This is a genomic window from Pseudoalteromonas sp. APC 3355 (assembly GCF_030407615.1).
GTDB lineage: Bacteria > Pseudomonadota > Gammaproteobacteria > Enterobacterales > Alteromonadaceae > Pseudoalteromonas > Pseudoalteromonas distincta.
Map to the genome: position 1 here is coordinate 14,763 of NZ_JASDDB010000019.1, position 12,543 is coordinate 27,305.

Sequence of the window (12,543 nt, forward strand, 5' to 3'; positions counted from 1 at the left end):
ACCAAGGAAGCATTATGTTGAACAAACCATCTCGTACGCTTTTGGCAACGGCTATAATGAGCTCATTAGGCGCGTCTAATTATGTGTATGCAGAACAATCTGCTCAAACAGAAGTAGAAGAAATAGTTGTACAGGGTTATCGCAACAGTTTGTTAAAAGCAAAAGATTTAAAACGAAATGCTGTGGGCGCACAAGACTCTATTGTCGCTGAAGATATTGCTGATTTTCCGGATCTAAACTTAGCTGACTCACTACAACGAGTTCCTGGCATTGCGATTACCCGAGAAGGTGGCGAAGGCCGACAAATTTCATTACGAGGTTTAGGACCAAACTTTACACAAGTACAACTTAACGGTATGGAGGCTTTGGGTACGTCTTCTTCGGCAATGGATAGCCGAGGCTCAGTAAGCAGATCACGCGCTTTTGATTTTAACATATTTGCTTCTGAGTTATTTCAGCGCGTTGATGTGAAAAAATCCTTCTCTGCCGAAATGGATGAAGGTGGTATAGGTGGAACTGTTGGACTTCATACAGCAAAACCATTTGATTTTGATGGGTTTAATACTGCAATATCAGGTCAACTTGGTGACAATTCACAAACTGATGATGTTAGTCCACGTTTTGCAGCTCTGATCTCAGATACTTGGGATGATAAATTTGGCGCATTATTTTCAATTGCATACAGCAAACGTGATGTAAATGAGCAAGGTTACAATACATATCGCTGGCGCAAAAAAAATGCTTCAGGCTCAGATATATCCGAGCTATCAGATGAGTTACAAGACAAAATTAACAACGAAGAAGTGAGCTTTTCACGTGGTAGCCGTTATTCGTTATTTGAAAACCAACAAGAGCGCCTAGGGACAACACTTGCCCTGCAGTATCGCCCAAGTAATAACCTTGAATTTAGTTTTGACGCTCTATATGGTGAACTGAATAATGACCGCAGTGAATACCACTTACAAAATAGAGGTTCTAGTTCAACAGCTATTGGTTGTACTGGACCGGCTTATAACAACGAGCAAATATGCTCAAAGCTAACAACTCTTGAAATAAATGAAAATAACGACGCTATTTATTCGGTATACGAAGACGCCGCTATTCATTCAGAAAGTCGTAGCCAATATGCTGATACTCAAATTAGTCAGTTTGTATTAAATAGCGATTGGCAAATTACAGAAGATTTAAATATGACCGCCTTAGTCGGGCGTTCACAAACCAAGTTCAATACAGGCAGTGTTAAAGTTTACCTAGAAACATTTGGCGATGAAACTATTGATTATCGCAAGGATGCTTATTATGGGGAAAATACATACGGGTTTGATCCTACTGACAGTAGTTTATTCCGCTATCACGAAATTGATATATCTGAAGAAGAAATCACCAATACATTTGACTCTATAAAATTAGATTTTAATTACACGCTTAACAATACTTCAAATATAAAGTTCGGTGTATCTAATAAAAAGTTTGAAAGTGAAAACGGTGAAACTAAATCTGATAACGTTAACCGCAGCGATTGGGAAAATGGCGTACTGGATGACACGGTAGATCCAAGCCTGACATTTACAAATACCGCGCACAATAAACAGCAATGGGTAAGTGTCGATGTACTAGGCACCCTAGCAAGTATGAATATCGATCCTAATTTAGATAATCCTGATTTTACCGATAACGTACAAGAAAAAACCTTTGGGGCTTATTTGCAATACGAAGCTGAATGGGAATTGGGCTCAGGTTATTTAATGGGTAATGCTGGTGTACGCCATTACGATACTAAAACCAACGCCGTAGGTTTAATAAATGGAGAAGTAGTTGATGTTGAAAACACCTACTCAGGACTTTTGCCTGCTATAAATTTAGTTTGGGATAGTAATAACAGTTTAGTACTTCGTGCAAGCTATGGCGAAAATCTCACCCGCCCTTCGCTCGGTGCATTAGTGCCAACAGGCGTTGTTCAAAATGATGCCACATCAACCAATGGCCTTAGTATCAGCTCAGGAAACCCAAACCTTAAACCCTACGAATCAGTTAACTTCGACTTTTCAGTCGAGTACTATTTTGAAAACATTGGGTATGCGGCCGTAAGTTACTTTCATAAATCTATCGATAACTTCATTATCACCGAAACATATGATATCCCATACAGCCAAACCGGATATCCTCTTAGCTTTTTAGGCGACGTAGACGAAAGCGGTAATCCGCAAACAGCAAATACTGTTTTTACTGTTATTCAGCCTCAAAACTTAGATGAAAGTGATATTAGTGGCTGGGAACTCGCTTTTCAACGTGACCTAGACTTTTTACCTGCCCCGTTTAATAACTTAGGTGTTATTGCTAATTATACATTTGCTGATGGTGAAGCGTTGTACCGTAATGTGGGTAATTCAGGTATTGATCAATATAAATCATTCCCTGGCCTGTCAGAGCATTCGGGTAACTTTACAGTATATTACGATTCTGATTCATGGGGCGCACGCGTTGCAGCAGCTTATAGAAGTGACTATATTGCATCGGTACAAGCGGGTAACGGCGATGAAGACGAAAATGGTTTTCATGCCAGTACATACATAGATGCATCAGCATTTTATCAGGTTAATGAAAAGCTAAAGCTCACTATAGAAGCAAGTAATTTGACTAATGAACGAGAAGAGCAGTATTCAGACTCCAATGATCGTTTGTACAATACGACGGTTAATGGCCGTACTGTTTATTTAGGTGCAAGTTATCGCTTCTAAATTATAAAAATGAGGCTCTACTTTTGTGTAGAGCCTCTCATTATTCTTTAGGGATTCATCAAAAAAAGACGACGTATAAATTCACTTAATTAAGCGAATTTATATAAAGCACTCGATGTAAATCACTATTTTAAGTCTATTTTCAATCGCTTTAGCAAATATGACTTAAAACTACTTTTAATTTATTTAGCTGAACAGATAGAGTTACGTTGTTTACCAGTGCCTTTATTGCAGAGTTATGAAATCAAAGTTATATAAAATTTTATTGCCTAACTTCAGTTCTTACCCCTTAATCTCTAATGAAATTTTAAAGTGCCGCTGTTAATATTGTCTACCTCCTAAATAATAAAGTAGTTCTAATGGCAGCTAGTTATTCTCTTGATGATTTACGTTACTTTTGCACCATAGTAAAACTAGGTAGCTTTAAAAAAGCATCCATAAACCTTGGTATGTCACTATCAACTTTAAGCCGTAGAATACGTTTATTAGAGCAAGCTCTGCAATTAACGTTACTAAATCGAGATGCTCATCGGGTAACACTTACGCATACTGGCGAATTATATTACGACCGCTACCGCAAGTTATTTGACGAAGTAGAGTGTATTGAGCAAGCACTTTGTGATGAGAAAGACCAACCTAAAGGAAAAATTAGGATCTCTGCACCCATTTACATAGGTAAACACTTTTTAAGTGCTATTTTTTGTGAATTTTTACTGCAATATCCCGATATTCAATTAGATTTACGCTTTTCCAATAACCTTATTGATATTGAAAAAGAAGGAATTGATATAGCGTTTAGAGTGAGAAACCCAGCCATCGATAATTGGGTTATTAGAGAACTTAAGCTTACTCATAACCTGCTGTGTGCTCACCAAAATTATGCTCATCATCCCATCACTCATCCTGAGCAATTAGAAGAACACCCAAAAATTACGTGCGTTGGGTTAGTTCCGTGGCAGTTAAAAAATCAGCAAACGAATGAAGAATACAGTTTTAATCCAAACACGCATGTCCGGTTAGAAGTTGATGAAATTCAAATGATGAAACAAGCCGTTGAGTCTGGTGTGGGCATTAGCTACATTCCTGATTATATAGCATTGCCTCTTATTGAAGCCACAAAGCTTAAACGTATTCTTCCTGACTGGCAAAGCAAAGGGCAGCCATTTTCTATGCTTTATCGCGACAGAAAACAAGTACCTTATCGGGTACGACTATTAATAGAGCATACATTGCAACACTTCAACGAAAAGTAGCAATGTATGCTTTTAAAAAGAAAGCTTTAAACGTTTAAAAACTAAGCCTAAGTACAATTACACCTAAAAATGCTGTTGCTAATCCTATCACTTCTTGGCGTGTAAAAGACTCTTTTAGGATGATGCGTGAGTACAATAAAATAATTAAAATGTTCATCCCTGAAATTGCCGAAACGAGCCCTGTATTACCAATTGCAAAAGCCGATATTATTGCCACCATACCTGCCACGTTTGTTAATCCAATCAGTAACCCGCATGAAAATGTTTTACTCGCAGACCAATACCCTTGAGAAGTGCCTTGCTCTGCTAGCATTTTTTTACGCTTTACTAACCAACTAACAGCAAAAAGAAAACTACCAAAACCAAACATAGACGTTAGCGTTGCAAACGTATCGGCCTCAAGAAGTGTTGATTGCTTACCCATTAAATCATTAAATGCAAAGGCAAGTGCAGCGAGTAATCCCCATTGCGCACCTTGTAGGTTGTTCAACGAAATATCGCTTGAATAACGAATGATATAAAGGCCACCAAAAATAATGAAAAAGCCAATTAATTGAATTGTTGTTAAGGTCTCCTGCCACAATAAAAAAGCAAATAAAAGGACAAACAAAGGCGTCAATCCCGATAAAATACTAATTAAAGACGCTTTACCAACCGAAAACCCCTTATGCAACAAACCATTAGCAGCAAAAGAGCCAAAACCTAACGCTAGCCCAACCGTAATGTCTGCCCAGCCATACCATGTATGTTCAAATACCACTGTACCTAGCGCACTAATAACAAATCCTACAAAAAATACACCGAATAATAGTAAGTTACGGTTAATCTTTTTCTGCGACGTCCATTGATACAACACTCCTCGAGCACCAAAAAAAACGGTTGCGAGTAATGCAAAAATTATCCACATACAAAAATGATTCCTTTAAAAAGTAATGGGGTAAAAGTGAGGAGCGATTTAACAACACGTGTTAAGTACGAATATCCATTATATTCGCTTTTAAAATTTTATAAATAAGCATTAATGATAAGATAAATTCCATAAATGGTATCTAAAAAATAGCAGATGAAGATATAACTGCTCAGCGTCACTCTATTTAATAAAATAGCTTTGAGCAGTTATTAGAGTGGACCCTAACTGACCTTTTTGAACGGATTACGGGTATCTTGGTGCGCGTCTAGATTACGCATTAAAATAGCGTGATCTAAGTTAATGCCCTTATCTAGCGGGATTTTTACAATGTGACCAGAACCTTTAGCATCGCTAATACTTTCGCCTCTTTTGTTTTCCATATATTCAAGCGTAAAAGTAATGTTGCCTTGTGGTGTCATAAGCTCTAAAGAGTGACCAGTACAAAATTTATTTTTAACGTCTATTTCAACTAATCCATTTTCACATCGCCCAAGTACTTCACCCACAAATTGCTGCTTAGTTGATACAGAGTGACCGTATTCATAGTTTTGATAATCTTGGTGGGCATGGCGTTTTAAAAAGCCTTCGGTATAACCACGATGCGCCAAGTTTTCTAATGTTTTAAATAAGCTAGTATCAAATGGTTTACCCGAAGCCGCATCATCTATTGCTTTACGATAAACTTGTGCAGTGCGCGCCACATAATAAAATGACTTAGTACGCCCTTCTATTTTTAAACTATGTACACCCATTTTTGTTAACTGCTCTACGTATTGCACAGCGCGTAAATCTTTGGAATTCATAATATACGTGCCGTGTTCATCCTCAAACGCAGGCATATACTCACCAGGGCGACCTTGTTCCTCTAGAATAAATACATCGTTGCTTGGCGCGCCTTCACCCAGTGTAGGAATCACCTGCTTGGGGTCAATTTTATGTACCATTTCGCCATTTTCGTTCTCAACACCAGGTTTTACATCGTAATCCCAGCGACATGCATTAGTACATGTGCCTTGATTTGGATCGCGCTTATTTATGTAACCGGAGAGCAAACAACGCCCTGAGTACGCCATACACAGTGCGCCATGTACAAATACTTCAAGTTCGGTGTCTGGGCAGAGTGTGCGTATTTCGGCTATTTCCTCGAGCGACAGCTCCCTTGATAAAATAACCCGCTCAATGCCCTGCTTTGCCCAAAATTGTACACTCGCGTAATTTACCGCATTTGCCTGTACTGATAAGTGGATTGGCATCGCAGGCCATTTTTCACGAACAAGCATAATTAAACCAGGGTCTGACATAATCAGCGCATCGGGCTGCATCGCAATAACTGGCTCTATATCACGTAAATACGATTTTACTTTCGCGTTATGCGGCGCAATATTAGACACCACATAAAACTTTTTATTTTGCGCATGCGCTTCACTAATACCAATTTGCAGCGTGTCTAAGTCAAATTCATTATTGCGCACACGCAAACTATAACGAGGCTGCCCCGCATAAACCGCATCTGCGCCATAAGCATACGCGTAGCGCATGTTTTTTAAACTGCCTGCGGGGCATAATAATTCAGGAATAAAAGGCATTGAAGAAATAACGGGTAACATGTGCGCTCCATACATCGAACTGGGTTTAAACCAGTTGCATGAGTTTTACCAATTTGATTGAAAAATTAAGCATTAATCCAGTGAAATTGGTGTTATTGAAAAATACATAAACACAAGCGCAGCAGTATAAATATGGCTAATAATTTAAATTTGATCGAGATCATAAAACAGCAATCAAACTGGTTTTTAATAAAATTAGGATTTTTCACTTAAAACGCGTATAATTCGCGCCCGTTAATATTCACACTTTTACTTAAAATTATTGGAGCATAAAGATGGCTTTAGAGCGTACTTTCTCAATCGTAAAACCTGATGCAGTTGCTAAAAACCACATTGGCGCTATCTACAACCGTTTCGAAACTGCTGGCCTTAAAATCGTTGCAGCTAAAATGGTTCACCTTTCACAAGAGAAAGCTGAAGGTTTCTACGCAGAACATAGCGAACGTCCTTTCTTTGGCGCTTTAGTATCTTTCATGACATCTGGTCCAGTAATGGTTACAGTTCTTGAAGGCGAAAACGCTGTTCTTAAAAACCGTGAAATCATGGGTGCTACTAACCCTGCTGAAGCACTAGCTGGCACTTTACGTGCAGACTACGCTGATAGCATCGACGAAAACGCTGTTCACGGTTCTGATGCTGTTGAATCTGCTGCTCGCGAAATCGCGTACTTCTTCGCTGACGAAGAGCTTTGTTCACGTACTCGTTAATTCGAATTCGTTAACAAAATGAAAAGGGCTTTCGGGCCCTTTTTTAGTCATTACGCAAAGTATCCATAAGTGCATTTTTTGATATTTTACTTAATGATTAAAGTGAGTGAATTGTGTACAATTCGTCCTCGTAAATTTTTATCTCCACCGTCACCGATTGAGGTTGTTTCATGACCGAGCAAAAAAAGATTAACTTATTAGATTTAAACCGAGATGCAATGCGCGAGCTATTTGCATCGTTCGGTGAAAAGCCGTTTCGTAGTGACCAGGTGATGAAATGGATTTATCATTTTGGCGTAGATAACTTCGACGAAATGACTAACGTAAATAAAAAGCTTAAAGAAAAGCTTAAAGCTGAGTGCGAAATTGTAGCGCCAGAAATAACAGTTCGCCAACAAGCAAGCGACGGCACTATTAAGTACGCGCTTATTCTTGAAGGCGGCCAAGAAGTAGAAGCTGTTTGGATCCCTGAAAAAGAGCGCGCTACGTTATGTGTATCATCACAAGTGGGTTGTGCGCTTGAATGTACTTTTTGTTCTACTGCTCAACAAGGCTTTAACCGTAACTTAAAAGTATCTGAAATTATTGGCCAAGTTTGGCGTGTAGCTAAAGATATAGGCCTTGATGGTCATAGCGAAAAGCGCCCAGTGACTAATGTTGTAATGATGGGTATGGGCGAGCCTTTACTTAATCTTAAAAACGTAGTGCCAGCAATGGAACTAATGATGGACGATTGGGGCTTTGGTTTATCTAAGCGCCGCGTAACATTAAGTACTTCAGGCGTTGTACCAGCTCTTGATTTACTAAAAGAAAAAATTGACGTAGCACTGGCTATATCTCTTCACGCACCAGATAACGCACTGCGTGATATTTTAGTGCCCGTTAATAAAAAGTACCCTATTGAAGAGTTTTTAGCGGCGTGTCGTCGTTATATCGACGGTTCAAAAGCTAATAAAGACGTAACTGTTGAATACGTTATGCTTAATGGCATTAACGACAGCACTGACCAAGCGCATGCATTAGTACAAACGTTAAAAGGCACACCGTCTAAGGTAAACCTTATTCCGTTTAACCCGTTCCCGGGTAATGAGTACACACGCTCAAGTAATAGCCGTATCGACCGCTTTTCAAAAGTACTACAAGCTGCAGGTGTAACCTGTATTGTGCGCCGTACTCGCGGTGATGATATTGACGCAGCTTGCGGTCAGTTAGTCGGTGACGTAGTTGACCGTACTAAACGCTTAGCTAAAAAGAAAATCCGTGACGATAACGCGATTGCCGTTAATATCCACCAAGCATAATCTGTAACAGCCTTATATGAATAAGCCATATAAGGCTGTTAAGTTGTTTATTTTTAAATAAATGATGCAAGAGTAAAGCTTTTAGGTAAGATAGGCGACATGGACTAAAAATAAAGAGATAAGGTAATGCGATCTATACTTGCTATAACACTATCAACACTTGCCCTAAGTGGCTGTGTGAGCGAAAGTAGTTATAACGGCAGTAATAAACCCGTCGTCGAAAATAAAGTTAATAATACTGGCGCAGCACGAACAAGAATTGCTTTAGCCCTACAGTATTTAAAAACGGGTAATAATTCTCAAGCCAAATACAATTTAGAACGTGCAGCAGCATTTGCTCCTGACCTACCTGAAGTACATTACTCTCTTGCTTATTACTACCAACAAGTGGGCGAAAACCCGCTAGCAGATAAAGCCTACCAAAAAGCACTTGAAATCAAGCCAGACGATCCTAACACCCTCAATAACTACGGTGTGTTTTTATGTGGTATTGATGAATACGATCGTGCAACTGATCAATTTTTAAAAGCTATTGAAGTACCAAGTTATATTCGCGTTGCCGAAAGCTACGAAAATTTAGCCTTGTGTGCTATTGAATTTGATGATTTTGAAAATGCAGAAAGCTACTTTCAACAGGCACTTAATCACAGCTCTCAGCGAACATCTACATTAATTAGCTTAGCCGCACTGTATTACGCTAAAAGTGACTTGTACAAAGCCAGTGAACTTTTAAAACGCTATGAAAGTTCGGGCCGAGTATCTTCTCGCGCATTAATGCTTAGCTATCTTGTAAAAAACCGAATGGGCAGAATTGAAGAAGCTGAAAAAATTTCCAACACTATTTTGCAAACTTACTCTACCAGCAACGAAGCCTATGCGTTAAAAGAGAAAAGAACACGCTTTAATGAGTTTGAAATACTGCGAGAAAAATACCGTAAAGCGCAGTTAAAAGAACTAAAAAATGACGCAAGCGGCACACACGTTAGTTCAAAACCAAAAATAAAAGTTATTAGAAAGAAACGTTCGCCAGAGGACGGTTCAACAAGCTTGGTAACAAACAACGAGCAAAAGACAGATAAAAATCTCGCAACAGCAAATAACCAAGATGTAAATCCAGTTATAGCAAGAGAAGAGCAAGCTCAAGCATTGCCAAATACGCTCAGTACGCAAGCCGACGAAGCAACCGTAATAGCAAAACAAGTAACGACCCAAAAAGAAGAAGCTCCTAAAGTCGTCGCGCCAAGCAATCCTACCGATACATCGGCTGTTATGCTTGCACTTACTACTGAGCACGACTCTGCAGATTCTATAGTAGCAGCGCCTGAAAAAAAAGCACAGCCCGTTTTAGAACCTAAAAAAGAAGTTATAGCGACAAAACAACCGGCTAAAGCCGATGACGAGGTAACAATAATCTCGTTTGGCGCACCTAAAACAGGCCAGTTTAATTCGCAGCAAACTAGTAACTACAGTAATTCTGCACCTGCAGTTACGAATCAAAAAAACAGTAGTGACGTGGTATTCTACGAAGCGACTAAAAATACAACCGTTTTTGAAAACAGCAACTATCAAAATAATGCTGATATTGAATTTAAAAGCTACGAAACAGTGCAAAAAACTGAGCTTCCAATGCTTAATCCTAAAGTATCGCCTTTACGCGTGCCATTTCATGTAATTGCTGTTGGCGAAAACCTATTTAGCATTTCGGTGCGATACAATGTTAAACTACAAAAACTCCTGCAATGGAATGGTTTAAAAGAGTCGGATCGGGTAATGAATGGAAGTAAAATATACCTAAACGATCCTAATATTTATTACGAAATTAAAGCTGGTGATTCCCTTTACGATATAGCTACCCAGCGGCATGTATTAATTGATGAATTAATGCGATGGAATAAATTAAGTCCTGATATAGCATTAAAACCAGGGCACAGACTTTTACTAGTGGATCCAGACTCATACACATTATGAATGAAGAAAATACGCAAACACAGAGCGAACAGCCAACTGTAGGCCAAATACTAAAAAATCATAGAGAGCAAGCAAACGTTAGCATCGCAACTATCGCTGCACCGTTAAAGCTGTCTGAACTTCAAATTAAACGCCTTGAAAATGATGAATTTGCGTTACTAGGCCCTATCACTTTTGTTAAAGGCTATATAAAAAATTATTGCCGTGAATTAAAAGTCGATAGCGCACCTATATTAGCAATGATGCCGGCTCCACCAGAGCCGACCAAGCCCGCTAATATGCAAAGCTTTTCGCGCCGAACAGAAAAAGAAGCAAGCGACAGCCGTTTAATGTTTTTTAGTTATTTAATTTTAGCGATTGTTATTGGCTCATCTGCTTTATGGTTTTGGCAAAACGCCACCCCCATTGAAGAGCAAACCAGTAAAATAAACGTTGCCAACTCAATAATGAGTGAACGACAAGCAGCTCAACCCAGTATTTTACAGCAACAGCAACAAGCTGAAATTAACGACGAATCACTATTAGAATCAAAAGATACGCTTGAAACATCAACAAGCTCAGAAGCCGTTACAGAAACGGCTCCTATTGCATCTAACAACGAAAGCCAAGAAGATGCTAGCAGTACAATTGTTATGAACTTTAACGGCGAAAGTTGGGTTGAAATTTACGATGGCGAAGGCGAAAAAATAGCATTCGGCGTTAAAAAAGCAGGCTACATTATGACCGTAAGCGGAACGCCTCCTTTTTCAGTTGTGCTTGGTAAGCATGACGCTGTAGACATTACTTTAAACGGCGAACCTGTAGATGTTTCTGCATTTCCTAAAAACCGTTTAGCCAAATTTACATTACCACTAGCAGAGTAGTCGCTATGTTTTCAGAATCCCCAATTAAACGCAGAAAATCCACCCGTATCAATGTAGGTAACGTCCCTATTGGTGACGGCGCCCCTATTGCTGTGCAATCAATGACCAACACCGACACCATGGATGTTGATGCAACCGTTGCACAAATTCAGGCAATACAAGATGCAGGTGCCGACATAGTGCGTGTATCAGTCCCGACTATGGACGCAGCTGAAGCGTTTAAAAGTATTAAAGAACAAGTGACTATTCCGCTAGTAGCCGATATTCACTTTGATTACCGTATAGCCTTAAAAGTGGCAAAGTACGGCGTAGATTGTCTGCGCATAAACCCAGGTAATATAGGTAGTGAAGAGCGTATAAGAGCTGTGGTCGATTCGGCTCGCGAGCATAACATTCCTATTCGTATTGGTGTAAATGGCGGCTCACTTGAGCGCGACTTACAAGAAAAATACGGCGAGCCTACACCTGAAGCCTTATTAGAATCAGCAATGCGCCATGTAGATATATTACGCCGCCTTGATTTTGACCAATTTAAAATATCGGTAAAAGCATCAGACGTATTTTTAGCGGTAGGCGCCTATCGCTTACTCGCTAAAGAAATAGACCAACCACTGCATTTAGGTATTACCGAAGCGGGCGGCATGCGATCTGGCTCGGTTAAATCTGCAGTAGGTTTAGGTATGCTACTTGCCGAAGGTATTGGCGATACACTGCGAGTGTCGCTTGCAGCTGACCCTGTTCAAGAAATTAAAGTAGGTTTTGATATTTTAAAATCGCTGCGCATACGTTCGCGCGGAATTAACTTTATTGCCTGCCCAAGCTGTTCTCGTCAAGAATTTGATGTAGTAAGCACCATGAACCAGCTTGAAGAGCGCCTTGAAGATATTATTGAGCCTGTATCGGTTTCGGTAATTGGCTGTGTTGTAAACGGCCCAGGTGAAGCACTTGTTAGTGATATTGGCCTTGCCGGTGCAAACCGTCGCTCAGGTTTATACATTAATGGTGAGCGCCAAAAAGCACGTATTGACAACAACAATATTGTTGACCAGCTCGAAGGCTACGTGCGCGACTTTATTGCTCAAAAAGAGCAGCAAACACCTATCGATATTAAAATAGTCGAATAAATACCGTATAAAGCGCCAAACAGCGGTGTTTGGCGTTTACCTTTATGACCAAAACGCTATAATGTCAGGTCA

General features: G+C 39.6%; 9 protein-coding genes. 7 read left to right on the forward strand and 2 right to left on the reverse strand.

Features of this window, described 5'->3' with window-relative positions; all coding sequences use genetic code 11:
* The first annotated feature begins 14 nt into the window (after positions 1-14).
* Together QMA08_RS18775 and QMA08_RS18780 are read left to right on the forward strand one after the other, a co-directional pair.
* Positions 15-2,738 carry a TonB-dependent receptor gene (locus QMA08_RS18775; RefSeq protein ID WP_272452224.1) on the forward strand — a complete coding sequence of 908 codons (2,724 nt, stop codon included), beginning with the start codon at positions 15-17 and terminating at the stop codon, positions 2,736-2,738.
* A 359-nt stretch (positions 2,739-3,097) separates the two neighbouring features.
* Positions 3,098-3,991: a LysR family transcriptional regulator gene (locus tag QMA08_RS18780; protein WP_290175215.1), complete on the forward strand. Its 894-nt coding sequence runs from the start codon at positions 3,098-3,100 to the stop codon at positions 3,989-3,991.
* Between the two features lie 34 nt (positions 3,992-4,025).
* On the opposite strand, the gene QMA08_RS18785 is transcribed toward QMA08_RS18780, so the two are convergent.
* On the reverse strand, positions 4,026-4,898 hold the full coding sequence (locus tag QMA08_RS18785) for an EamA family transporter (protein WP_002961284.1): 873 nt from the start codon (positions 4,896-4,898) through the stop codon (positions 4,026-4,028).
* A gap of 224 nt (positions 4,899-5,122) precedes the next feature.
* A complete protein-coding gene (gene yegQ, locus QMA08_RS18790; RefSeq protein ID WP_290175216.1) occupies positions 5,123-6,508 on the reverse strand; it encodes a tRNA 5-hydroxyuridine modification protein YegQ in 1,386 nt (461 codons plus the stop codon).
* Positions 6,509-6,783: 275 nt separating this feature from the next.
* On the opposite strand from yegQ, the gene ndk reads away from it, so the two are divergent.
* From ndk to ispG, 5 genes are all read left to right on the forward strand, one after another.
* Complete coding sequence (gene ndk / locus QMA08_RS18795) at positions 6,784-7,215, forward strand: nucleoside-diphosphate kinase (RefSeq protein WP_002961288.1); 432 nt, start codon at positions 6,784-6,786, stop codon at positions 7,213-7,215.
* Positions 7,216-7,385: 170 nt separating this feature from the next.
* Positions 7,386-8,516: a bifunctional tRNA (adenosine(37)-C2)-methyltransferase TrmG/ribosomal RNA large subunit methyltransferase RlmN gene (locus QMA08_RS18800; protein ID WP_002961289.1), complete on the forward strand. Its 1,131-nt coding sequence runs from the start codon at positions 7,386-7,388 to the stop codon at positions 8,514-8,516.
* A 126-nt stretch (positions 8,517-8,642) separates the two neighbouring features.
* Positions 8,643-10,484: a type IV pilus biogenesis/stability protein PilW gene (gene pilW / locus QMA08_RS18805; protein WP_290175217.1), complete on the forward strand. Its 1,842-nt coding sequence runs from the start codon at positions 8,643-8,645 to the stop codon at positions 10,482-10,484.
* Entirely contained in the window at positions 10,481-11,347 is an 867-nt protein-coding gene (locus QMA08_RS18810) for a RodZ domain-containing protein (RefSeq protein ID WP_290175218.1), read from the forward strand. The genes pilW and QMA08_RS18810 overlap by 4 nt, the downstream gene beginning before the upstream one ends.
* Before the next feature lie 5 nt (positions 11,348-11,352).
* The gene (gene ispG, locus QMA08_RS18815; RefSeq protein ID WP_002961295.1) at positions 11,353-12,471 is read left to right on the forward strand and encodes a flavodoxin-dependent (E)-4-hydroxy-3-methylbut-2-enyl-diphosphate synthase; all 1,119 of its coding nucleotides are present in this window, start codon (positions 11,353-11,355) and stop codon (positions 12,469-12,471) included.
* Positions 12,472-12,543 lie beyond the last annotated feature (72 nt).

Bases quoted from the DNA above. Each gene is read 5' to 3' on its own strand.
- QMA08_RS18775 (WP_272452224.1), top strand. From the start codon at position 15: ATGTTGAACAAACCATCTCGTACGCTTTTGGCAACGGCTATAATGAGC.
- QMA08_RS18780 (WP_290175215.1), top strand. From the start codon at position 3,098: ATGGCAGCTAGTTATTCTCTTGATGATTTACGTTACTTTTGCACCATA.
- QMA08_RS18785 (WP_002961284.1), bottom strand. From the start codon at position 4,898: ATGTGGATAATTTTTGCATTACTCGCAACCGTTTTTTTTGGTGCTCGA.
- yegQ (WP_290175216.1), bottom strand. From the start codon at position 6,508: ATGTTACCCGTTATTTCTTCAATGCCTTTTATTCCTGAATTATTATGC.
- ndk (WP_002961288.1), top strand. From the start codon at position 6,784: ATGGCTTTAGAGCGTACTTTCTCAATCGTAAAACCTGATGCAGTTGCT.
- QMA08_RS18800 (WP_002961289.1), top strand. From the start codon at position 7,386: ATGACCGAGCAAAAAAAGATTAACTTATTAGATTTAAACCGAGATGCA.
- pilW (WP_290175217.1), top strand. From the start codon at position 8,643: ATGCGATCTATACTTGCTATAACACTATCAACACTTGCCCTAAGTGGC.
- QMA08_RS18810 (WP_290175218.1), top strand. From the start codon at position 10,481: ATGAATGAAGAAAATACGCAAACACAGAGCGAACAGCCAACTGTAGGC.
- ispG (WP_002961295.1), top strand. From the start codon at position 11,353: ATGTTTTCAGAATCCCCAATTAAACGCAGAAAATCCACCCGTATCAAT.